The organism is Dyadobacter sp. (genome assembly GCF_039919315.1).
Classification (GTDB): domain Bacteria; phylum Bacteroidota; class Bacteroidia; order Cytophagales; family Spirosomataceae; genus Dyadobacter.
Genome location: NZ_JBDSFX010000014.1, coordinates 26,135 through 49,051, shown reverse-complemented (window position 1 = coordinate 49,051; position 22,917 = coordinate 26,135). Strand labels below are relative to the sequence as shown.

Annotated in this window: 19 protein-coding genes; 10 read left to right on the top strand and 9 right to left on the bottom strand. The window is 43.5% G+C overall.

Annotated features, from left to right (window positions below):
- Window positions 1-202 precede the first annotated feature (202 nt).
- Window positions 203-799 carry a bifunctional precorrin-2 dehydrogenase/sirohydrochlorin ferrochelatase gene (locus tag ABIO93_RS04110; RefSeq protein ID WP_348064724.1) on the bottom strand — a complete coding sequence of 199 codons (597 nt, stop codon included), beginning with the start codon at window positions 797-799 and terminating at the stop codon, window positions 203-205.
- Window positions 800-908: 109 nt separating this feature from the next.
- On the opposite strand from ABIO93_RS04110, the gene ABIO93_RS04105 reads away from it, so the two are divergent.
- Window positions 909-2,867 carry an ABC-F family ATP-binding cassette domain-containing protein gene (locus ABIO93_RS04105; RefSeq protein ID WP_348064722.1) on the top strand — a complete coding sequence of 653 codons (1,959 nt, stop codon included), beginning with the start codon at window positions 909-911 and terminating at the stop codon, window positions 2,865-2,867.
- Window positions 2,868-2,936: 69 nt separating this feature from the next.
- Here the strand turns inward: ABIO93_RS04105 and ABIO93_RS04100 are convergent, their stop codons facing one another.
- A complete protein-coding gene (locus ABIO93_RS04100) occupies window positions 2,937-3,515 on the bottom strand; it encodes a Uma2 family endonuclease (protein ID WP_348064720.1) in 579 nt (192 codons plus the stop codon).
- Window positions 3,516-3,619: 104 nt separating this feature from the next.
- Between ABIO93_RS04100 and ABIO93_RS04095 the strand changes: the two genes are divergently transcribed.
- Window positions 3,620-4,900 (top strand): DUF5103 domain-containing protein, encoded by a 1,281-nt coding sequence (locus ABIO93_RS04095; protein WP_348064718.1) that lies wholly within the window; start codon window positions 3,620-3,622, stop codon window positions 4,898-4,900.
- Window positions 4,901-4,955: 55 nt separating this feature from the next.
- Here the strand turns inward: ABIO93_RS04095 and ychF are convergent, their stop codons facing one another.
- A complete protein-coding gene (gene ychF, locus ABIO93_RS04090; RefSeq protein WP_348064716.1) occupies window positions 4,956-6,056 on the bottom strand; it encodes a redox-regulated ATPase YchF in 1,101 nt (366 codons plus the stop codon).
- Between the two features lie 161 nt (window positions 6,057-6,217).
- Window positions 6,218-6,541 carry a DUF3276 family protein gene (locus tag ABIO93_RS04085; protein ID WP_348064714.1) on the bottom strand — a complete coding sequence of 108 codons (324 nt, stop codon included), beginning with the start codon at window positions 6,539-6,541 and terminating at the stop codon, window positions 6,218-6,220.
- Window positions 6,542-6,805: 264 nt separating this feature from the next.
- Here ABIO93_RS04085 and ABIO93_RS04080 point away from each other — a divergent pair, with 264 nt between their 5' ends.
- The 3 genes from ABIO93_RS04080 to ABIO93_RS04070 are packed head-to-tail and all read left to right on the top strand — an operon-like array spanning window position 6,806 to window position 9,388.
- Window positions 6,806-7,258: a septal ring lytic transglycosylase RlpA family protein gene (locus tag ABIO93_RS04080; RefSeq protein ID WP_348064712.1), complete on the top strand. Its 453-nt coding sequence runs from the start codon at window positions 6,806-6,808 to the stop codon at window positions 7,256-7,258.
- Window positions 7,259-7,271: 13 nt separating this feature from the next.
- Entirely contained in the window at window positions 7,272-8,186 is a 915-nt protein-coding gene (locus tag ABIO93_RS04075) for a DUF58 domain-containing protein (protein WP_348064710.1), read from the top strand.
- 53 nt (window positions 8,187-8,239) lie between these two features.
- Complete coding sequence (locus tag ABIO93_RS04070; protein ID WP_348064708.1) at window positions 8,240-9,388, top strand: hypothetical protein; 1,149 nt, start codon at window positions 8,240-8,242, stop codon at window positions 9,386-9,388.
- 46 nt (window positions 9,389-9,434) lie between these two features.
- On the opposite strand, the gene radA is transcribed toward ABIO93_RS04070, so the two are convergent.
- Window positions 9,435-10,808, bottom strand: coding sequence for a DNA repair protein RadA (gene radA, locus ABIO93_RS04065; protein WP_348064706.1), 1,374 nt, complete (start codon window positions 10,806-10,808; stop codon window positions 9,435-9,437).
- 167 nt (window positions 10,809-10,975) lie between these two features.
- Between radA and ABIO93_RS04060 the strand changes: the two genes are divergently transcribed.
- A complete protein-coding gene (locus ABIO93_RS04060; protein ID WP_348064704.1) occupies window positions 10,976-11,692 on the top strand; it encodes a porin family protein in 717 nt (238 codons plus the stop codon).
- A gap of 209 nt (window positions 11,693-11,901) precedes the next feature.
- On the opposite strand, the gene ABIO93_RS04055 is transcribed toward ABIO93_RS04060, so the two are convergent.
- On the bottom strand, window positions 11,902-12,300 hold the full coding sequence (locus ABIO93_RS04055) for a LytTR family DNA-binding domain-containing protein (RefSeq protein ID WP_348064702.1): 399 nt from the start codon (window positions 12,298-12,300) through the stop codon (window positions 11,902-11,904).
- Between the two features lie 339 nt (window positions 12,301-12,639).
- Here ABIO93_RS04055 and pheS point away from each other — a divergent pair, with 339 nt between their 5' ends.
- On the top strand, window positions 12,640-13,680 hold the full coding sequence (pheS, locus tag ABIO93_RS04050) for a phenylalanine--tRNA ligase subunit alpha (RefSeq protein ID WP_348064700.1): 1,041 nt from the start codon (window positions 12,640-12,642) through the stop codon (window positions 13,678-13,680).
- Between the two features lie 82 nt (window positions 13,681-13,762).
- Here pheS and ABIO93_RS04045 read toward each other — a convergent pair whose 3' ends face one another.
- Window positions 13,763-14,494: an alpha/beta hydrolase-fold protein gene (locus tag ABIO93_RS04045; RefSeq protein ID WP_348064697.1), complete on the bottom strand. Its 732-nt coding sequence runs from the start codon at window positions 14,492-14,494 to the stop codon at window positions 13,763-13,765.
- Between the two features lie 117 nt (window positions 14,495-14,611).
- Window positions 14,612-16,042 carry a circularly permuted type 2 ATP-grasp protein gene (locus ABIO93_RS04040; RefSeq protein WP_348064695.1) on the bottom strand — a complete coding sequence of 477 codons (1,431 nt, stop codon included), beginning with the start codon at window positions 16,040-16,042 and terminating at the stop codon, window positions 14,612-14,614.
- 353 nt (window positions 16,043-16,395) lie between these two features.
- Here ABIO93_RS04040 and ABIO93_RS04035 point away from each other — a divergent pair, with 353 nt between their 5' ends.
- The 3 genes from ABIO93_RS04035 to ABIO93_RS04025 all read left to right on the top strand — a co-directional run bounded on the left by ABIO93_RS04035 (window position 16,396) and on the right by ABIO93_RS04025 (window position 21,052).
- Window positions 16,396-17,943 carry a DUF5723 family protein gene (locus tag ABIO93_RS04035; RefSeq protein ID WP_348064693.1) on the top strand — a complete coding sequence of 516 codons (1,548 nt, stop codon included), beginning with the start codon at window positions 16,396-16,398 and terminating at the stop codon, window positions 17,941-17,943.
- Window positions 17,944-18,017: 74 nt separating this feature from the next.
- Window positions 18,018-18,413 carry a peptide-methionine (R)-S-oxide reductase MsrB gene (gene msrB, locus ABIO93_RS04030; RefSeq protein WP_348064691.1) on the top strand — a complete coding sequence of 132 codons (396 nt, stop codon included), beginning with the start codon at window positions 18,018-18,020 and terminating at the stop codon, window positions 18,411-18,413.
- An 80-nt stretch (window positions 18,414-18,493) separates the two neighbouring features.
- Window positions 18,494-21,052: a transglycosylase domain-containing protein gene (locus ABIO93_RS04025; protein ID WP_348064689.1), complete on the top strand. Its 2,559-nt coding sequence runs from the start codon at window positions 18,494-18,496 to the stop codon at window positions 21,050-21,052.
- A 41-nt stretch (window positions 21,053-21,093) separates the two neighbouring features.
- Here ABIO93_RS04025 and ABIO93_RS04020 read toward each other — a convergent pair whose 3' ends face one another.
- Window positions 21,094-22,863: an ABC transporter ATP-binding protein gene (locus ABIO93_RS04020; protein WP_348064687.1), complete on the bottom strand. Its 1,770-nt coding sequence runs from the start codon at window positions 22,861-22,863 to the stop codon at window positions 21,094-21,096.
- Between the last annotated feature and the right edge of the window lie 54 nt (window positions 22,864-22,917).

Below are 22,917 nucleotides of genomic sequence, written 5' to 3'. Positions count from 1 at the left end.
CGAAAAGATTATAGCACTAACGGTTACAAATCTTTTTTAAATTCTTTAAACAGTAAACAAAAAATGGAAGTCAATGAATGACTAGGATACGCAAGAAAACCGAATGATGTGGAGGGGATGCTGATAAACTTTGGCAATTATCTTAAATAAAACACATTAGACCTCATTTTATTGTTTTCCTGCTATCTGATTTTAGCCTTTTTTACAAGGGCTCACTGCTATCTTTTTTCTTCTCGGTCAAGACGGCCGTAATGCGGTTCAGTTCATCGACCTTATGGGCAAAATCCCCCTTTAACATATCCCTGACCGCTTTTAGCTGTTCCATGGCTGTATCGAGGTTATCGGGTAATGCCTCACCCAATACTTCTTTAAGACGTTTTGCAAATGTCGGGGACATTCCGTTTGTGGAGATAGCAACTTTGAGATTCCCTTTTCTAACCACAGAAGAAAGGTAAAAATCGCAAATAGCGGGTGTATCGGCGACATTGGTAATGATATTCCTTGCCCGGGCGACTTCGGCTATCCGTTTGTTTTCCTCTTTGTCGTTGGTAGCGACGATCACGAGGTCTTTTTCATGCAGATCATCGTCATTGAATCTCCGATCAATTAGATTTATTCGTGAATTCTGGTTAGCTAAATCCCGTATTTCCTGCCGTATTTCAGGGGAAACGAGTGTTACCCTGGCTTCTGGGGAATTATCAAGAACTGCGGTTATTTTTTCCAAACCGACATAGCCACCACCAATGATCAGTGTATGCAGGTTTTCAAGTTTCAGGAATATCGGGAACAGGTTATTCATCTATCAAATTTACACGAAATACGACACATTAGGTTGTGAAAGCTACCATTTTATAACTATTCCAACAATTACACTTTTACTATGTATTCTTTCCCCGTACCTTTGCACCATGATCGCGATTACGAACCTCAGTTATTTTCTTGGCGACCGGGCACTTTATGATAGTGCTTCGCTACATATAAAGCCCAAACAAAAAATTGGCCTTATCGGTCTCAATGGTACCGGTAAGTCAACTTTACTCCGGATGATTAACGGAGAATTCCAGCCAGACGGTGGAAATATTTCCAAAGCGGGGGATTGCACGATCGGGTTCCTGAACCAAGATTTGCTTTCGTATCAGAGCGATGACTCGATCCTTTCGGTAGCGATGCAAGCATTTGAACGTCAGAATGTTTTGCAGATTCAGATGGACAAGATCCTGCATGATATGGAGCATAATTACACCGATGCACTTGTCGACAGACTGGCCAGGGTGCAGGATGAATTTGAAGCATTGGACGGTTATACAATTCAATCCAAAGCGGAAGCGATTTTGGAAGGATTAGGCTTTGTAACAGACGACCTGCACAGACCTTTGCGGTTGTTTTCAGGGGGATGGAGAATGCGGGTAATGCTGGCGAAATTGCTTTTGCAAAAGCCGTCGCTACTGATGCTCGATGAACCTACCAACCACTTGGACTTACCGTCCATTCAATGGGTTGAAAAATATGTACAGAGTTACGAAGGTGCTGTGATCGTCGTTTCTCACGACAGGGCATTTCTGGATAATACCATTGATACGACTGTTGAAGTTGCCAATGGAAAGCTCAATTACTATGCTGGAAATTACTCCTACTACATGGAGGAAAAAGAGGAACGCAATGAAATTCAGCGCGGTGCTTATGAAAACCAGCAAGCCAAGATCCGTCAGACAGAACGTTTCATTGAACGTTTTAAGGCAAAAGCAACCAAATCCCGTCAGGTACAGAGCCGTGTAAAAGCGCTGGACAAAATGGATGTGGTGGATCAGGTCATTGATGAAAATGCAAAAGTTCACTTCCGTTTCCAATTTACAACCCAGCCAGGAAGACACGTTTTTCAATTGGAGGACGCTTCTAAGGCTTACGGGGAAAAAGTCATTCTCCAAGGTACCAACATCAGCATGGAGCGGGGAGATAAAATCGCTTTGATCGGTGCTAATGGTCGTGGTAAGTCTACGGTGCTTCGCGTCGTAGCTGGTACTGAGCCCATTGAAGGAAAAAGAAGATTGGGACACAATGTTTCATTTACATTCTACGCGCAGCATCAGCTTGAATCCCTCAATGTACAGCATAACCTGCTCGAGGAATTGAAGTATGCTAATTCAAACAAAACCGAAACAGAATTGCGGACCGTTTTGGGCTGTTTTCTATTCACCGGTGATGATGTATTCAAGAAGATCAAGGTACTTTCCGGAGGTGAAAAATCAAGGGTAGCATTGGCTAAAGTACTGCTTTCACAAGCGAATTTCTTGCTGCTCGATGAGCCTACTAACCACTTGGACATGCAGTCTGTCAACATTCTGATACAGGCTTTGCAACAATATGAAGGAAGTTACATTGTCGTTTCCCACGATAGGTATTTTGTTGAAAATATTGCAAACAAGATCTGGTACATTGAAGATCACGAGATCAAACAGTACCCGGGAACTTACCAGGAATATGAAGTATGGGTAGAAGAACGTGGTTTGCAATCTGCTGTGAGTGATAAAGCTGTAGTTAGCAGTGCGCCTCCACAGAAAAGCAGCCAGCAACAGCCCGTTTCCAATGGCAATGCTCAGAAAAACAATGGTAAGTCCGTTTCAAACGAAGATTCTCAAAAAATAAAGAAAGCGCAGAAGCAGATTGAGGAGCTAGAAACGACCATTAATAATCTTGAAATAAAAAAGGTTGAAACAGAGGAAAAACTAGCTGATCCCAAAATATATAATGATTCAAAAGCACTTGCTGATCTGAATCGTTTTTATGCAGATATTAAGCAAAAACTGGATCAGAGCACAGATACCTGGGAGAGTTTGATGCTTGAAGTGGATACGCTTGCGGGGAAGTAAAATCCAGTTGTCATCAAACGAAAAGCGGGAAATCAGATCGATTTCCCGCTTTTCGTTTGATAGCTGATATTAAATCAGTCCTCTCGTTTGCGAATAAATGTCACTTAACTTTAAACGCAAATCGAAGTTTGATAGGGTGATTTGTTCTTCGATATTTTCAGTTTCTGACGCCAAATACCAAATTCCACTTTCATTTTTTCGCCAAACCTCTACTGAAATTGATAAGGAGTCAACAAGTATATATTCTGTTAACGTCGGGATTGTTCGGTAAAGATGGAATTTGTCTCCCCTGTCATAAGCGCTGGTTGTCTTGGATAGCACTTCAATAATCGCTGAGGGATTGACCAATGTGTCTTCATCATTATCTGAAAATTCCAACCTACCGCAGACTATGAGCAAGTCAGGATAAGTATAGAGCCCATTTTGAGGGATGTGCAAGCGCATGTCGCTTGAGAAGCTCTGGCAGGATTTTCCTTTCAAAAATCCACCGATTTCAATGGATAAGTTTTCCTTTATCCGATTATGATTAGGGCTGGCCCCAGCCATTGCAAATATCTCTCCCCGATAAAATTCGCTCTTGTACTCGGCCTCTCTTTCCAATTCCAGATATTCCTTTTCTGAATACATTTTGATAGTTTGTGCTGTCATTCGTTCAAGGTAAGTTAGTAAAATTGTTAATCATGTTCAAAACCTCTTTATTGAACTATACGTACCTTACATTGAAAAGTAACGTTATCGTTTAAAACCTTATCATGCGTTTATTAGTCATTTTACTCTTCCTGGCATCGTATTTTGAGAAAGCAAATGCGCAGCAGCAAAATTTGCGTCTGGAAGATTTTATCTATCAGGAAAAAATCAGGACCGTGCTGCTGTATCCCACCCTGGAAAATCCTGAAAACCCTACACGACTGCTGACGCCGCCCATTAAACCTTTGAATGGCACATCTCCGCTAGAACTTGAATTTGATGATCTGTCAGGCCAGTTTGAAGGTTACCGGGCCAAAATAGTGCATTGCAATGCCGATTGGACCAAGTCGAATCTGAATGACATTGAGTTTACATTTGAATTCAATGAATATCCGATCAATGCTTACGAGCAGTCATTCAGTACCAAAGTGCCGTACTTTCATTACCGGCTGGAACTCCCAAAATTGAAGCTTTCCGGTAACTATGTAGTGTATGTTTATTCTGATCGCGACAGAAAACCTGTTTTGAGCCGCCGGTTCATGCTTTATGAAAACCGGGTCAACATTACTGCGCAGGCCCGCTTTTCGCAAGGGATTCAACAGCAGTTCAGCGATCAGCAGATTGACTTTACGATTGATTATAAAGGTTACCCGCTCAATGCGCCCCAAACAGACCTGAAAGTAATACTCAGAAAGAACTTCCGCTTCGATCAGATCAAAACAGGTTTCAAGCCGACCAATGTCAAGCCATTCGATCAGGTGCTGGAATACACGTTTTTTGATCTTGAAAATACTTTCCCGGGCGGTAATGAATTCAGGTACTTTGATAGCAGGACATTATCCGCAAGAGGATTTGGTATTAATGAAATGGAGAGATCTGATGAATTTACAAGGTTGCTTCTATTTCCGGACAAAGCCAGAGCCGGCGCGTACATTCAGATCGATGATTTTAATGGACAGTACATTGTCGATCAAAGGGAGTCGGGCCGGGGAAGTATTGAGGCGGATTACACGCCGGTTTTATTTACTTTAAGATCAGAGGAAGACCCTGATGCTACATTCTATGTTAATGGTGCATTTAATTTATGGCAGCTGAATGATCGAAATCGCATGACGTACAATCCGGATACGAAAGCATACGAGGCAGAAATAGTGATCAAGCAAGGCGTTATCAATTACGACTATACGGTTGTGAGAGGCAACACAAAACCCGACGAGGCATACATTGAAGGCAATTACGGCGCGACGGAAAACGATTACGATATCCTGATCTACCACAGACCACCAGCGGGCAGATCGGATCTGCTGGTTGGGTACAGGACTGTTGAGTGGAACAGAAGGCGATAAAAAAATGAGCGACTTATTCAGCCGCTCATTGCTCATATTATTTTTTCAGAAAGCCTTAGACATTAAACCTGAAATGCATAATGTCGCCATCCGCAACCACATATTCTTTACCTTCAACAGCCATTTTACCAACCTCTTTCACGCCCGCTTCCGTTTTATATTGTTCATAGTCAGCAATTTTGATAACCTCTGCGCGAATGAAGCCTTTTTCAAAATCACTGTGGATCACACCGGCAGCCTGAGGAGCTTTCCAGCCTTTCACGATCGTCCAGGCCCGAACTTCTTTAACTCCCGCTGTGAAATAAGTGATCAGGTTAAGGAGAGAGTAAGAAGCTCTGATCAGCTTGCTTAGTCCTGATTCTGTCAAACCATACTCACCCAAAAACATCTCATGCTCTTCCGGATCTTCAATTTCCGAGATTTGCGATTCAATGGCCGCGCAGAGTATAATGACATCCGCTCCTTCATGCTTCACCGCTTCTCTCAATTTTTCGGAATATTCATTGCCAGTAAGCATCGAACCTTCATCTACATTGGCAACATAAAGAACTGGCTTTGCTGTTAGTAGTTGCAAGTCGCCGATGACCGCTTCCTTCGTTTCTTCATCAATCACCACGCTGCGGGCATTTTTGCCTTCTTCCAGCGTTGATTTATATTTTTTCAGCCATTCCAGTTCTGCTTTTGCTTTTGCATCACCGGCGCGCGCGCCTTTTTCTGTCTTCTGAATTTTCTTTTCAACAGATTCGAGATCCTTCATTTGCAATTCAATGTCAATGATCTCTTTATCAAAAACAGGATCCACACGCCCTTCCACGTGCACAACGTTTTCGTCCTGAAAACATCTAACCACGTGAACAATGGCATCAACCTCACGGATGTTGGCGAGAAATTTATTCCCAAGACCTGCCCCCTGGCTCGCGCCCTTCACAAGCCCGGCAATGTCTACAAACTCGATGATAGTCGGTATGATTTTTTGAGGACTTACCAACTTTGTAAGTACATCCAGACGCTCGTCGGGCACGGTTACCACGCCCACATTGGGTTCTATTGTACAGAAAGGGTAATTGGCAGCTTCGGCTTTACCGGTAGAAATGGCATTAAAAAGAGTGGATTTCCCTACGTTTGGCAATCCCACGATCCCACATTGAAGACTCATATTTGATTGGTATGCAGTTAATAGCAGGCAATTCCCGTGCAACAGTGCAAAGAACACCTGTCTGCTGAATGATATTTTCTTGCAAAATTACCATTAAGCGAGTACAAAAACCAAAAGCCTTCGTAAATGATTGCGAAGGCTTTTATCTTAATGTAAATTTCTTAATCCCACTTTAGGTCAGACGACTCTCCTACTACATCCACCTCATCGGCTTTGGTCTCAAACTGGGAGAAGTCAACTTCCGGCATCAACTCTGTCTTCACGTGATCCACTGCATCTTTCAAAGCATCTACGAACTTATCGAAGTCTTCTTTGTACAAAAACATCTTATGTTTTTCATACGTGAATCCATCTCCCTGAGGATGACGACGGCTCTCTGTGATGGTAAGATAGTAATCGTTGGATCGCGTAGAGCGAACATCGAAGAAGTAAGTCCGTTTTCCTGCCCTGACCCTTTTGGAGTAGATTTGCTCTCTGTCTTCCACTATGTTTAGTTTTAAATAGGTTTTCAAACGCTAAAATATAAAGTTTATTGCTGCTAACAAAAAAACCGGAGCATATTAGCGATTTGTTAGCATTAGGCTTCTTTTTTTCAAACAATTTGCACTTTAACATCAACTTTTATTCGTTTTTATAATTTTTCTATTACTTTTGAAGTTCGTGGGTTTCCATTTTCACCGGATTAGCTCATCGAATGAATATGAAATAGGGCTTGATTACCTTATTATGTTTCACCTAAATCCAGAGATATGACTTATCATCGGATTCTGATTCTCATCCTATTAGCTTTCGCTACGCAACCAGACACCTTCGCTCAGGTTAAGCTTGGCAAAACAGAAACCGGAAATGCTTCTTACTATGCTACCAGGTTTCACGGCAGAAAGACCTCCTTCGGCGAAGTACATAAAAGTACAGAACTGATCGCAGCGCACAGAAGTTATCCGCTTAATACGATGCTAGAAGTAACGAATCTTGAAAATGATGAAAAAGTAATTGTCCGGGTTAATGATCGCGGCCCATTCTCAAGAAACCGCGTTGTAGACCTAAGTAAAGAAGCTGCCAGACTTTTGGGTATTATTGCAAAGGGCGTAGCTAATGTATCAATCAGAGTCGTTGGAATGGAGGGAATGGTGTTGCTGGGATCCAGTGAAGAAATTGATCCCAAATCCGGAAAAGTAATATCGATGAGCACCAAGAGATAACTTTCAGGCATAAATGAGTAACCGACAACTGGATCTGGCAAAAGTAAGGGAGTTCGGTAACCTGGAATTTCTTGCAAAACAATTAGTTGAAGGGTTCATAACCGGTTTACACAAATCCCCCTTTCACGGATTTTCCGTCGAATTTGCCGAACACCAGCTTTATAACACCGGTGAGTCCACCAGAAATATAGATTGGAAGGTTTTCGCGAAAACGGATCGCTTATACGTGAAACGTTACGAGGAAGAAACCAATCTCCGCTGCCATATCCTCCTGGATACCTCTTCTTCCATGTACTACCCGGAAGAAAACTTTGGCAAAATGACTTTCAGCGTCATGGCCGCCGCCAGTCTTACCTACCTTTTACAGCGACAAAAAGACGCGGTAAGCTTATGCACATTCTCCGAAAGCATTGAAATACAAACTGCCGTCAAATCGACGCCCTCCCATGTTCACAAGATCATGCTGGAACTCGAAAATCAGCTGCAGGCTAAAAGGCCTCTTTTAAAAACGTCCGTCTCGGAAGTACTCCATCAGATTGCAGAAAAAATCCATAAACGTTCGCTGGTTGTTATCTTCAGTGATATGTTTGATAATCTGGAAGAAGCAGAAAAAATATTTTCGGCTCTCCAGCATTTACGCCACAATCTGCACGAGGTCCTGCTGTTTCATGTGACTGACCGCAAAACCGAAGAGGATTTTGCCTTTGAAAACCGTCCGTACGAATTCATCGATCTTGAAACAGGGGATAGAATCAAGGTGCAGCCCGATCAGGTGCGAGAATCTTACAAGGAGTTTGTGGGTGATTTTTACCAGAAATTAAAACTGAAATGCGGTCAGTACAAGATCGATTTTATTGAAGCCGACATTGCCAAAGGTTTCGATCCCATTCTCATGGCCTATTTAGTAAAACACTCGAAAATGAGGTAATTTTTTAGGTAATTTGATGTCAAATACCTCTATCAGGCTTTGCACATCACGTTATGAAAAATTGGCTCACCGCTCTCTCGCGCCTACTCGTTATTATTATTCTGTTCGACGGCTGTAAATCCGCCGAAAAATCACTTAAAAAAGGAGATTTTGACGATTCGGTGCTACGTTCGGCCGACAAATTAAAAAGTTCTCCTACTCATTCTTCATCCATAGAGGTACTCAAACAGGCATACCCGCTTGCGCTCGAACAACACCTAGACGACATTAAGCAAGCTCAGTCTTCCGAGGATATCTACAAATGGGAGCCGCAACTCGACACTTACGTCAAGCTGAATAAACTTTTCACTTCGATTTCGCAATGCGCTGCGTGTACCAAAGTAGTTACCCCTAAAAATTTTGAAAACGAAGAAAAAATTGCGCGCCATAATGCAGCCAATGTCAGATATAAGGAAGCGACGGGTTTACTAAAAATCGGAGACCGGGAAAACGCACGGAAAGCGTATGAAAATTTCGAAAAGGTAAATATCATCCTGCCCGATTTTAATGATGTTCAGAAAAAGCTGGATCTTGCCTACGAAATTGCGTCATTCAAAGTGGTGGTAGAACAGGTATTGGTCACCTCAAAAAGATACCAGCTTAGTAATGAGTACTTTCAGGAACGTGTGAATGAATATCTTCAGACTAATAAGAGGCTAAACAAATTTGTCAGGTTCTATATGCCTAATGAAGCCGCTGAACTGAAACTTCAACCTGATCACATTATTACTCTGCAGTTCGACGACTTTGTGGTTGGACAGACATTAATCGAAAAAAATACCGAGAACCTGATTAGCAAAGACAGTGTGAAAGTTGGGGAAAAATTGGTCGGGCGATCTAAAATCCCGGTGTATGGCAAGGTGACGGCGAAATTCACTCAGAGCCGTAAAACAATACTATCCGCCGGATTACTGGACATGCAAATCACCGATTTCAGGACCAAACGCGTTGTAAATCAAGAAAAATTCAATGGCGAATATAACTGGATGTGCGAATGGGCGCATTTCAATGGCGACGAACGCGCGCTGACTGCCGCGCAGGTTCGCAAATGTAAGAGTCAGGAGTTACTACCTCCTGATCCCCAGCAATTATTCATTGAATTCAGTAAACCCATTTATGAGCGGCTTACTAGTAAATTGCAGGCGTACTATGCTAAATATTGAAGAGGCTTTCAGCAATCGGCTGTCGGCCGTCCTTTTTTACAACTCCTTATTCGTTGAGAAACAAAGACATGAAAAGCTGATCCAGGTGGGCGACCGGAATGATCTCAATTTTTGATTTTTTAAGATCCAGACCTTTGCTATTATATTTTGAAATATAAATTTTCTTGAATCCCAGTTTCTCCGATTCGGAAATGCGGCTTTCGATCCTGCTGACGGCCCTTACCTCTCCTCCCAGCCCTACTTCCGCGGCAAAACATACTGATGGCGGAATGAATTTGTCTTCATAGGACGAAACAATAGATGCGACAACGGCCAGGTCAATGGCCGGGTCTTCCACTTTCAAACCTCCCGCGACATTTAAGAATACGTCCTGTACACCCAACCTGAAACCGCCTCTTTTTTCCAAAACGGCGAGCAACATTTGCAAACGCTTTGCGTCAAAACCGGTGCTGCTACGCTGAGGCGTTCCATAATTAGCTACACTCACCAATGATTGCATTTCGATCAATAATGGGCGGTTTCCCTCCATCATCGATCCGATCGCTATACCGCTCACGGGCTCATCACGCTGCGAGATCAGGATTTCGGAGGGGTTACTTACCTGGCGGAGACCCGTTCCAAGCATTTCGTAGATACCAAGCTCAGATGTACTCCCAAACCTGTTTTTAATGGTCCTCAAAATCCGGTAAGTATTGTGCCGGTCGCCTTCGAATTGCAAAACGGTATCCACCATGTGTTCCAATACCTTGGGCCCTGCCAGCGAACCGTCCTTGGTAATGTGCCCAATCAAGAACACGGGAACACCCATTTCCTTCGCATATTTCATAAACTCGGCGGTACATTCCCTTACCTGGGACACGCTACCTGCACCCGACTCAATGTAGGTAGAGTGCATGGTCTGGATGGAGTCAATGATCACAACTTGCGGCTGAAAGTCTTCAATTTGCCGAAAGATGTTTTGCGTGTGCGTTTCGGTCAGAATAAAGCAATTATCACTTTTAGCAGACATTCTCTCAGCACGCATCTTGATCTGCTGATCAGATTCTTCTCCCGAAACGTAAAGCACTTTTTTATTTCCAAGTGTAAGCCCGATTTGCAGCATTAACGTGGACTTACCGATACCCGGCTCTCCTCCGATCAATATCAGCGATCCCTGAACGATACCTCCTCCCAAAACACGGTTAAGTTCCTCGTCCAAAGTCTTAATTCTGGGCTCATTTGCATATTCAATCTCAGCAATAGACCTCGGCCGACTGGCCAGATTAACCGCTTTCCAGGTTACTGCTGTTTTCTTATCATCTTTTTCAATAACTTCCTGAACTAATGTATTCCACTCACCACATGAAGGGCACCTGCCCACCCATTTGGGTGAATTATACCCACATTCCTGACAAAAATATGCTGTTTTGGCTTTGGCCATAAGGAGAAAAGTCTAATTTGTATACGCTTAAACACTAACAGGATTCGCCTGATAATTATTCAAATATTCATCCGTTTCAACCATAAAATCAAAAAAAATATAGGTTGGGTATAGTTTTTTATCTTTCGGCGTTATTATCCGGTTTTACTTAAAAAATTATATTATCGATGAACATCCTGACAAAAGTAGCTTGTATTTGCATGTTATGCATTTTTGCGTTGACATCTGTACAGGCGCAAAAAAAAGGTTTTGCTTTCGGTATCAAGGGTGGTGTGAATTTGTCACGCCTGACGATGGGAGATGTGTTTACAACACGTTATGATGATAACGGAAATCCCTACCTCGGATATGATGGTAAGGAAGTGAGAGACAACCTTAAACAAAGCTTTAAAACAAGAACCGGAGCGGTAGGCGGAATTTACGCAAGATTTGGACGTACATTTTTTATTCAGCCGGAAGTATTGGTATCTACCAAAGGTGGTTCTTTTGAAATCATTCAGACCGACAAGGAACAGCCGGTTAGCAAAACAATTAACATCAAGTACAGCAACATTGATGTGCCATTACTGATCGGCTTCAAAGGAGGACCATTACGAATTCTTGCGGGCCCGGTTACCTCATTTAGAATCGGGGATAACCAGAAATTGAGAGATGCGTTTAAATATTACACTTCCGATTTGAACAATGCAATGTCTCAGGCCACATTCGGATATCAGTTGGGTGCAGGCCTTGACCTGGGCAGTTTTAGTTTAGATGTGAGAAAAGAAGGTTCATTTACTAATCTGGCTTCTTTTCAGGTAAATGGCCAGCCGGTGGGAGGAGATGAATCAGTGAAGCAAAAGATCAGCTCCTGGCAGGTGACGCTGGGGTTGAAATTGTTTTAAAGTAATGAGTGAATGAGCGAGTTAGTGAATGAGTGAATGGTCCATCAAATTCATTCATTCATTCATTCATCGACTCATCGACTCATCGCACCGGCGACCCGGTCAAAACTCGCTTATAAACAAAACGAGCAGCCTTCGATCGAGCGATGGCTGCTGTTTTTATGAATAACCCACTAATTTAATTCACCAAAAGTTTTTGCGCTGAATGATTAAGCGCTGATACGTAGATTTGTGTGATCCAGAAAACCTGTGATCTCTTTAATTTTTCTACGTGATACGACTACTTCTTTGCCGCAAGACAATTTCAACATGCGGTCGTCTTCCAGACGCTCCACTACATAATCAGCGTTTACAAGATATGATTTGTGTACACGCATGAAATTATTATTCAATTGTTCGGCTAATGATTTCAATGTTTTTGAAACCAAATATTTCTTTCCGGTATTTGTATAGATGAAGGTATAATTTCCTTCACCCTCTAAAAATGTGATGGTATCGGGAGTCAGGAAAATTGTTCTGCCCATGGACTGAACCGAGATAGAAGTACGGCTGTCATTGTAAGTTCTTTCTGACAGGTTTGGGCGAGTAAAGCTTGCAAAATTTTTCATGGTAACTACGACTAATAATGTGATGATTTCTTGAATCAAAATTAGCACAAAGCGAAATCTCAGAAAAATACGTAGAACTACGTATATCCATTTAACCAATTGATAATCAATACAATAAAATTAACATTCCAAATCAAAAGGCGTAACTGAACTTAGTAAAATGCGTAATTTTACTTACTCCCAAAATGAGCTTTCAGGTCAAAAAATTTCCAAAAATCGCCTTAACAGACATTTGGAGGCACCCAGAAGGACTAACTTTAATTATCTTTGCAGGGATTTTAAGGTACCATTTGCACATTTTGCCCCGGTACCGATCTGATTTTTTAACACTAGAAGTTTATGATTACCGAACGGGTAAAAGAATTAGTTGCTGAAATTGAACAAAGTTCCGTTGAAAATAAGGATCAACTGGAAGCATTCAGGTTAAAATATATCAGTAAAAAAGGTGTTATTACCGAGCTGTTTGACGGACTCAAAAATATTCCGCAGGAAGACAGACGTGCCGTGGGCCAGGAACTAAACACCCTGAAAAATCTCGCTCAAAATCGTTTTCAGGAATTTTCGGCCGTTATTGAAAATGTTACCGAAAACAACCCGGAATCGCGGATAGATCTCACATTACCGGTTATTCCTAATTTGCAGGGCAGCTTACATCCGCTCACCATTGTACGCCGGAGGATCATTGAGATTTTTGAACGAATGGGCTTCAATGTCTCTTATGGCCCGGAAATCGAAAAAGACTGGTACAATTTCAGTGCGTTGAACTTTGCGGATAACCATCCAGCCCGTGAAATGCAAGACACTTTCTTTATCTCAAAAAGCGAGGGAGAGGTGAAAGACGATGTTTTGCTTCGTACGCATACATCTAATGTACAGGTGCGCCTGATGGAAAAACAAAAATTGCCCATCCGGTCCATTATGCCGGGAAGAGTATTCCGTAATGAAGCCATTTCAGCGCGCGCACATTGTGTTTTTCACCAGGTAGAAGGTTTGTATGTAGATAAAAATGTGAGTTTCAAAGATTTGAAAGATACATTATACCACTTTGCAAAAGAGATGTTCGGCAAGGATTCCAAAATCCGTTTGCGTCCATCCTACTTCCCTTTTACAGAGCCTAGTGCGGAAATTGACGTCACCTGTTTTATATGTGGCGGCCCGGGATGCAACGTATGTAAGTACAGTGGCTGGGTAGAAATTGCCGGATCTGGAATGGTAGATCCCAATGTGTTGGAAAATTGTGGTATCGATAGTCAGGAATATACTGGTTTCGCTTTTGGAATGGGTATCGAACGCATTACTATGCTTCGCTATGGCATTAACGATCTAAGGCTTTTCACTGAAAATGACGTAAGGTTTCTGAGACAATTCGAAGGCGCCTGATCCGATCATTGTCATCAAAATAAAAGCTCCATATTGGCCAGGACGGCGAAGTATGGAGCTTTTTACATGTAAGAGAAACACCTTAAAACCTTGTCTCAATATAATAAGGTAACATTCTTTTCCAGGACCACCATTCGTGTGGAATGTCCGTCCCCCAGATATCAAGCTCATGCGGGACACCCTTGGAATTCAATATCGACGAGATCTGTCTCGAATATTCCGGTACTTCATAATCTCCCGAACCTGTCACAAAATGGATGTGACGACTATCCCTGTACATGGAAAGGTGCCATTCCGCTTTGAGCTGGGGCAAATAATGCACCGGTGAGTTGAAATAAACATTATCATCGTAATATCCGTCCGTATACACACTCAGGTCATAACATCCGCTCATGGCGATCACGCCGTGAATGTAGTCGGGATGCTTGAAAAACAGATTGGCTGCATGCATTGCTCCAAAAGAAGCGCCGCCAGCTATGATTTCATTGTTTTGGTAAGTCGTGTCTTTAATGAATGGAATCACTTCTTTTATCACATAGTCATTGAAAAGCTGATGCCGCACAGCCTTGTCATACCCGTGCATGTGGGGATTCAGCCAGCTCTCCGAATTAATGCTATTGATACAATAAACCTTCACCTTCCCCGAATTAATGTATGGACTAATACTGTCAATCAGCCCGTTTCGCTCATATTCGAGGTAATCTGATGCGGCCGTAGGAATTAGTAAAAGCGCAAATCCATAGTGTCCATACACGGCAACATCCATATGTTCATTCAGCGCCGGACTATACCAACCGGTTACTTCACGTTGCATTGTTCTATCATTTTAGTTGCTGTTGATTAATAAACCCAGGCATATCCAACATTGGTTTACTTTTGATATTAATAAACCGTTATCATCAGCAGCCTGCCAGCAACTGTCAATGACAACTCAATACAAAACCCAGGTATCTTTTCCGCCTCCGCCCTGCGATGAGTTCACAACCAGTGAACCTTTTCGTAGTGCAACACGCGTCAAGCCTCCCGGGATCACGCTGATATCGTCTCCATACAAAATATAAGGACGCAAATCCACGTGCCTTCCTTCTGCATGCCCTTCTACCATACAAGGAACCCTTGACAATGAAATCGTAGGCTGCGCAATGTAGTTCCTCGGGTTATCCCTTATTTTTTCACGGAAAAGCTCATGTTCCTCTTCGGTAGCTTTGGGACCGATCAGCATTCCGTATCCTCCTGCCTCATTTGCCTCCTTCACCACGAGTTCGGCAATATTTTCAATGACGTAATTGAAATCTTCCTCTTCTCCGCAGATGTAAGTTTTTACATTAGGAATGATCGCCTCTTCGCCCAGGTAGTACTTGATGATGCGTGGTACATAAGCGTAGACCACTTTATCGTCCGCAACACCAGTACCCGGCGCATTCGCCAATGCAACCCTGCCTTTTTTATAAACCTCAAAAATTCCTGGGATACCGATCAGCGAATCCGGATTGAATGATTCCGGGTCCATAAATGTATCATCGATCCGGCGATAGATCACATCCACGATCTGCAGTCCATTGGTTGTGCGCATTTTCACATAACCGTCTGATACTACCAAGTCGCGCGCGTCCACAAGCTCCACACCCATTTGCTGGGCCAAATAGGAATGCTCGAAATACGCAGAATTATAGATCCCGGGGGTCAGTACCGCCACGGTTGGATTCGGTCTATCGGCCAGGTGCTGCAACATTTGCAATAACCTTGTCGGATAATCGGAAACAGGCCGCACGCCGGTACGGGCCAGCACATCAGGAAAGATCTGCTTAGACAACTCCCTGTTTTCCAACATATAAGACACCCCCGATGGACAACGCAGGTTATCTTCCAAAACCATAAAAGTACCATCGTCACCCTTGATCAGGTCAGTACCGGTGATGTGGCACCAGATCCCTTTCGGTGGTTTCAAACCGATACAAGGTTTCAAAAAGCATTTGCTGGATTCTATCAGTTCACGCGGCACTACACCATCGTTAAGTATATTCTGATCATTATACACATCGTCGATAAACATATTCAATGCCTTAATACGCTGTTTAAGGCCCGTTTCCAGCCATTCCCACTCAGCATTGGACAGTACTCGGGGAATAATGTCAATCGGCATAATCCGCTCAGTCCCTTCTCCCTCAGAATAAACATTGAAAGTGATGCCCATAGAAAGCAATGCACGTTCAGTAGCCAGTTGCCTGTTGGTCAGATCATCATTCGTGAGGTTTTCAAATTTGTTCTTTAAATGCTCATAACCAGGACGTATCTCTCCCTCTTCAGTGAACATTTCATCGAAGAAATTTTCGCATTGATAATTTGAAAATGAAAAATTCATACAATACAAAATTTGAATAAGTCTATATCTATAATTTACAGAACAATATATGGTCAATGTTTCACTTTACAAAACAATTATGTATTCCCACGTATCATTAATTCCGTTATTAAATTATAAATATTACTCCCACGACACTCCCCTACGTCAACCTGCAAAACTTTAAACTGTTGACTGACACCTCCAAAACTGATCCTTTTCAAACGTGCTCACTATTGATTATTAAAATCATGCCGTTGATTTGGTACCAATATTATTTTCCCAATCGATAAACATTCGTTGCAAGTCCGTGTACTTACCCTTTTATTTGCACCCTGATATGAATTTCTTATATCTGACGTTTTTAAGTCACTATGCACAAAAGTTGGTTACTCACGCTCACGGTGTTCCTCGGCCTGGCCCATTCTGGCTTGTCCCAGCACATGCCAGGTGTTGCTATGAGTAATTTTGCAGGAACCAATGCACTCTACCACAATCCCGCATTTGTTGCCGACAGCCGGTACAGCCTCTATGTCAATGTAGTGAGTAGCCAGTTTTACACCGCCAATAATCATGTCAAATACGAAGCCCCTTACTCATTTCTGAGCCTGATCACCAACACGGTTTCAGACGAATACCGCAACGAAAGAGGCGTACTGCAATTTCCGCGTTCCTACCTGGGTGAGAAACTGAATGGCAACCGTAAATACCTCAATGCCGGTGGCGACACCCGTTTACCGTCGGTCATGTTCAACATGTTTAAGGGGAAAATTGGTGTAGGTATTTCCACACGGGCAAGGTACATTCTCAATACAAGCGGCGTCACGGAGCCATTAGCACGGTTGATCAGCAAAACCACGCAGCTCAAAGAATTGCAGGGACCAATTTTTGAAAACCAGTCGGGCCAACTGCATCTAAACGGTTTGGGAGAAGTAGCATTCACCGTGGGTGGAACTGTTTTTGACAATGAAACAGATTTTTTTAAGGTAGGTATTACGGTAAAAAGGCTCATTGGGCTCTACAATGCTCATGCCATTATTGAGAATTCATCGTACGACATCCGGCCTGACGAAGCCTGGGAGAATAAGCGGCAGTATATCAATGTCAATGAGATCAACCTGCGCTACGCAATGACCCGCGACGAAGGGTTCCAAAATATTAAACCTTCTCCTGCCTGGCTGTTCGGCGGGGCGCCTCCGGGCAGTGGCTGGGGCTTTGATCTGGGTGCTGTGTATGAGTACCGGCCCAATATCAATAAATTCACCTACACCGAAAAAGGCGTTCGCAAACGGGATGCTTCCAAAACCAAGTATCTGTACCGGGTTGCAGCTTCGCTGACTGACATTGGAAGGGTCCATTTCAAAAATCCTGCGTACGTATTACAACAAGAGATACATACCACAAATAAAGAGCTCCGGTATGATGCCTTTCAAAAATTAAAGGGCTCCGAGGGTATCTTCACGGCGATCAATACCTCACTGGATGGCGGCCAACCGATGGCGCCCAACTTTAAATCCGTGTTGCCGATGGCATTTCAGGCCAGCATAGATTACAATGTCAAGCCTAATGTGTACATGAGCGGACTCTGGGTGCAAAATTTGATCTCGCAAAGCGCATTTGGGATGAAGGCGGAGTCGTACATTGCCGTCACACCACGGTACGAGCACAAATGGTATGAAATTTCGGTTCCGCTTTCCTTAATGAACCGCTATCGTTCCCCGGCAATTGGCATAGTCGGCCGCGCAGGGCCTTTGTGGATTGGTACTGATCACCTCACAGGATTGCTGAACATTGGCAATCCAAAAGCATTCAATCTGTATTTTGGGATTTCAGCCGGGCTTTTCCGACGTCCTCCTGAGTCTCAGAACCAATGCTGGCCACCGGAAGATTCGTGGTTGAGACGCATTTTTACCAAACGATAATATAGTCTCAAACGTTAATAAATGATATGGTATCGTTTTTCTTGACAATACCCGGTATCTAAAAATCAGAAAAAATGAGAGAAATAGAAAAATCCAAAGAGGAGTGGCAGCAGGAACTGACTGGCCAACAATGTTTTGTACTTTTTGAAAAGGGGACTGAAAGGCCTTTCTCCCACCCTTACAACGACAATAAAGAGGAAGGAACGTATGTATGTGCTGCATGCGGAACTCCTTTATTTGATTCAGAAGCCAAATTTGATTCAGGATCAGGGTGGCCAAGCTTCTTCAGGCCGGTATCCTCTGGTAATGTGGAAGAGATCGTAGACAAAACCCACGGCATGACGCGTACGGAGGTAGTGTGCAGAACCTGCGGCGGTCATTTAGGGCACGTTTTCAACGACGGCCCGAAACCTACGGGGCTAAGGTATTGCATGAACGGCGCTGCATTGAAATTCAATAAAGCCGAATAGCATATTTTTCGTAAAAGCCGGACTTAGTCAGATATGTCCGGCTTTTCTTATCTTTGAATTCTTACGAACCTTAACGTTTGATGGAAGTTATCAGATCGTTTTTTACTAAAATCAAGGCCCTGTTTCAATTCATTGGAACACAGCTGGCAACACTCATCAACCGTACTGCTTACAAGCTAACTTCTCTGTTTACAGGTAAGAAACGTGCTGACGGTCTGTTCCACTCCTATCGCCAGAACAAAAGATCGATACGGGGCTGGTGGGAAGACAAAATAGATGTAAATGCGCCATACTACCGGCCGGTTATCATCATCTGGAAAACATTTGTTTACGGGTTTCTGACTTGCGCTATTTACGTTTTCTGTGTCGAGACCAATTTCCTTTGGCTCATGGGAAGCATGCCCAGCGTGGAAGATCTTCAAAATCCCAAAGTAGCCCAGTCTTCTGAGATTTATACTGCCGACGGCATCATGATCGGCAAGTTTTATACTGAAAACAGGACACCGGTCACTTCCAAAATGATCTCGCCCAATTTGGTAAACGCGCTGATCGCCACCGAGGACGTCAGATTTTACAAGCATTCCGGTATCGATTATAAGGCGATGGCCAGCGTAGCCATTGGTATGTTAACCGGCGCTACGGACCGTGGAGGTGGCAGTACCATTACCCAGCAGCTGGCGAAAAAGCTATTTAAAACTCGGAAATCAGGTGCGAGAGGCCTATTAGGCTACGTTCCGGGATTGGGAACATTGATTTACAAAACCAAAGAATGGTTGACCGCCATTAAGCTGGAAAGGAATTTTACCAAAGAAGAAATCCTGACCATGTACTTCAATACGGTAGACTATGGTAACAATACTTACGGAATCAACACGGCGGCACAATCCTATTTCAGTAAGTCTCCCGATAGCCTCAACATTCAGGAATCCGCTGTACTGGTAGGTTTGCAAAAAGCAACAACTACCTACAATCCGGTCCGTAATATGAAACGGTCGCAGGAACGACGCAATGTGGTGATCGCGCAAATGCAGAAATATGGCTACATCAATGCCAAGCAGGCCGATTCGATTAGTGCGTTACCTATTGAACTCAAAACAAAATTCGAAACTCCCTACGACGGCAATGCCAATTATTTCAAAAACGCAGTCGTCGATTTTGTAAAGAAATGGGGCGATGAAAACGGTTATGATCTTTACACCGACGGTTTGAAGATCTACACGACCATTGATTCCCGTATGCAGGAGCATGCAGAGGACGCTATGACTCAGAAAATGAAACAATTGCAACGAGTGTTTGAAAACCATTGGAACAAACAAAATCCATGGGTTGATGAGCAAGGCAATGAAATTCCTGATTTTCTTGAAAACGTTGTTAAAAGAACTAGCAAGTACAAATCGCTGGCCGCTAAATTCCCGAACCAGCCCGATAGCGTGACTTTCTATTTGAACAAAAAAGACACCATGACGGTGTATGATTGGAAAAATAGCAGCCAGATGGACAGATATTGGAGTTCAATGGACTCTCTGGATTACTATAAGAGAATATTGCGTGCTGGAATGATGGCGATGAACCCGCAAACCGGCCAGATCAAGGCGTGGGTGGGTGGTTTGGACTACAATTACTTCAAGTACGACGCGGTAAAACAAGGAAAACGTCAGCCTGGATCTACATTCAAACCATTTGTATACACGACCGCCATCGACGACTCTTCATTCAATATGTCGCCCTGCGATGAGATCGTCGATAAGCCATTTGAAAAGAAATACATGGAAGACGGCGAAGAGAAGGAATGGAAGCCCAGAAACGCTACCGGTACTTTTTCATATTCGAGCATGACATTGAGACGCGCACTGGCACAATCCATCAACTCTGTTACCGCTGAGCTAACAGACCAGGTAGGAGCAGGGAATGTGGCACGTTATGCTAAAAAAATGGGGATTACCACACCATTGAGAGCATTGCCTTCGATCGGATTGGGACCTTTTGATGTATCGCTTTATGATATGGTGGCGGCTTACAGTGTTTTTGTCAACAATGGAACCTACACGCGGCCCATTCTGGTCACGAAAATTGAGGATAGCAACGGTAAGATCATTGAGGAATTCCAACCTGAGCATAGAGAGGCTATCAGTCCTGAATCTGCATTCCTGATGGTACAAATGCTGCGTGGCGGTGTGGAAGAACCGGGTGGGACGTCGGGCAGTATCCGCTGGAAATTTGATGTAACGCGCAATGGCAATGAGTTGGGGGGCAAAACCGGGACGACCTCTAATAACTCGGATGGCTGGTTCATGTGCATTACCCGCGACCTCGTGGTGGGCGCCTGGGTAGGAGGCGATGATCGCAGTATACATTTCAGGACTACCAATCTTGGCGAGGGAGCTAAAACTGCCTTACCCATTGTGGGGAGCTTTCTGGAAAAAGTGTACCGTGACAAGTCCATTGGCTACGAACCAGGGCCATTCCCCAAACCAAGTTTTAAGATATCCAAAGAATACAACTGCCCTACGCAATGGGCTCCTAGCGAAAGCGATTCGCTGGGCGTTGAAGGCGACAGTACACCTGCCAAAAGAAATGAAGAGGATGATTTTTTAATTGGTCCGCCGCCGATCCCGTTGGATACTGGAAAAAGGAATTAAGACTTGCCAAGTCTTAAAGACTTGGTAAGTCTCTCTTAAATCTACCCAACTTTCAAAACCTCCTTATACTGCATCCTATACAAATTCGCATAGACGCCTTCTTTCTCCAAAAGCTGTTCGTGGTTTCCTTCCTCCACGATAGCGCCTTTGTCCACCACAATAATTTTATCCGCCTCCTGAATCGTGGAAAGCCTGTGGGCAATCACAATGGCCGTGCGGCCTTTCATTAACGTTTCAATAGCTTTCTGGATCAGCTCTTCCGTTTCACTATCCACGGACGACGTCGCTTCATCCAAAACAATGATCTTCGGCTCGTGAACCATTGCGCGAACGAAAGAAATGAGTTGTCGCTGACCTACTGAAAGCGTAGCGCCGCGCTCCATGACATTGTAGCTGTATCCGCCGGGCAGTCTTTCAATAAAATCGTCCACTCCCACCATTTTGGCCGCTTCGACAATTTTCTCGTGGGTAATGGTGGAGTCTCCCAGCCTGATGTTATTTTCAATGGTGTCGGAAAACAAAAACACGTCCTGCAAAACCACTCCAATATGTCTGCGAAGCGCATTCAGCTCGAAATCATGAACCTCGACCCCATCTACATATATATTGCCTTTGTTGATATCATAAAAACGGGTTAACAAATTGATAATGGATGACTTACCAGCGCCCGTGGCGCCCACAAATGCAATGGTTTCACCCTCCTTCACCGTAAAATTAATGTCCCTCAGCACATATTCTTCCTCATTATAGGCAAACCATACATTCTTAAATTCTACATTTCCCTTGATGGTTTTGGGGTCAAATGTGCCTTCATTGGATGTATACTCGTCGCTATCAAGCAATTTCAGAATCCGGTCGGTGCTGACGATACCCATTTGCAATGTATTGAAACGATCGGCGAGCTGGCGGATCGGGCGAAAAAACAGGTTGATAAACATGACAAATGCGGTGACCGTACCAAATGTCACTTCCGATTCCAGGATCTGTTTGGATCCATACCACACTACCAGGCCGGTACCAGCTGCCGCAATAACGTCAGCCACAGGATAGTAAACCGAGTAGTACAGAATAGACCGGATATTGGCATTACGATGGACTTTATTGATCTCCTGAAATTTTTGAAATTCAATGTCCTCACTGCTGAAAATCTGGACGATACCCATTCCGGTGAGATGTTCCTGCACAAATGAGTTCAGATTGGAAACCGCAGCCCGCACTTCGTTAAATGAATCCTTTATTTTTTCTTTAAAAACATAAGTACAAAACAGCATCAGCGGGATCATAGACAAACTGATGATCGATAACTTCCAGTCTGTGTAAAACATCACGGCGATGATCAGTACCAGCTGCAAAATATCGCCTGCAATTGCCGCCATACCGTCGCTAAACACATTGGAAAGCGTTTCAACGTCGGAAATCGTACGGGTAACCAGTCGGCCGATGGGTGTGTTATCAAAAAATTTCAGTCGTAGGCCAATGATCTTCTGGTACAGTTGAACGCGGATGTCCCGGATGATGTGCTGACCTAGCCAGCCCGACATATAAGTGTTCCAAAACTGGGCAAGACCTTGAAAAATCGTTACCACGATCATCACGATCAGCATAATGGTCAGCTGGCGATAATTACCGCTGGCAATGGGCGCATCAATGGTGTATTTGATCAAAAGCGGGGTGAGCGGAGCAAGCAGCGCATTCAGTAATATGATCCCAATCAGCATATAAAACTGCTTTTGGTAAGGACGAACGAATGCATATAAACGTCTTAAAGTAGGAAGATCGAATATCTGGCCGCTTTTGGTTTCCTGATTCACCTGGTACGATTAAATTGATTTGCTTTTCTGACTGGTAACTTTACCAACAATGTA

Bases quoted from the DNA above. Each gene is read 5' to 3' on its own strand.
- ABIO93_RS04100 (WP_348064720.1), bottom strand. From the start codon at position 3,515: ATGACAGCACAAACTATCAAAATGTATTCAGAAAAGGAATATCTGGAA.
- msrB (WP_348064691.1), top strand. From the start codon at position 18,018: ATGAGAGAAATAGAAAAATCCAAAGAGGAGTGGCAGCAGGAACTGACT.
- ABIO93_RS04070 (WP_348064708.1), top strand. From the start codon at position 8,240: ATGAAAAATTGGCTCACCGCTCTCTCGCGCCTACTCGTTATTATTATT.
- ABIO93_RS04040 (WP_348064695.1), bottom strand. From the start codon at position 16,042: ATGAATTTTTCATTTTCAAATTATCAATGCGAAAATTTCTTCGATGAA.
- ABIO93_RS04105 (WP_348064722.1), top strand. From the start codon at position 909: ATGATCGCGATTACGAACCTCAGTTATTTTCTTGGCGACCGGGCACTT.
- ABIO93_RS04025 (WP_348064689.1), top strand. From the start codon at position 18,494: ATGGAAGTTATCAGATCGTTTTTTACTAAAATCAAGGCCCTGTTTCAA.
- ABIO93_RS04035 (WP_348064693.1), top strand. From the start codon at position 16,396: ATGCACAAAAGTTGGTTACTCACGCTCACGGTGTTCCTCGGCCTGGCC.
- ABIO93_RS04060 (WP_348064704.1), top strand. From the start codon at position 10,976: ATGAACATCCTGACAAAAGTAGCTTGTATTTGCATGTTATGCATTTTT.
- ABIO93_RS04055 (WP_348064702.1), bottom strand. From the start codon at position 12,300: ATGAAAAATTTTGCAAGCTTTACTCGCCCAAACCTGTCAGAAAGAACT.
- ychF (WP_348064716.1), bottom strand. From the start codon at position 6,056: ATGAGTCTTCAATGTGGGATCGTGGGATTGCCAAACGTAGGGAAATCC.
- pheS (WP_348064700.1), top strand. From the start codon at position 12,640: ATGATTACCGAACGGGTAAAAGAATTAGTTGCTGAAATTGAACAAAGT.
- radA (WP_348064706.1), bottom strand. From the start codon at position 10,808: ATGGCCAAAGCCAAAACAGCATATTTTTGTCAGGAATGTGGGTATAAT.
- ABIO93_RS04075 (WP_348064710.1), top strand. From the start codon at position 7,272: ATGAGTAACCGACAACTGGATCTGGCAAAAGTAAGGGAGTTCGGTAAC.
- ABIO93_RS04080 (WP_348064712.1), top strand. From the start codon at position 6,806: ATGACTTATCATCGGATTCTGATTCTCATCCTATTAGCTTTCGCTACG.
- ABIO93_RS04095 (WP_348064718.1), top strand. From the start codon at position 3,620: ATGCGTTTATTAGTCATTTTACTCTTCCTGGCATCGTATTTTGAGAAA.
- ABIO93_RS04110 (WP_348064724.1), bottom strand. From the start codon at position 799: ATGAATAACCTGTTCCCGATATTCCTGAAACTTGAAAACCTGCATACA.
- ABIO93_RS04045 (WP_348064697.1), bottom strand. From the start codon at position 14,494: ATGCAACGTGAAGTAACCGGTTGGTATAGTCCGGCGCTGAATGAACAT.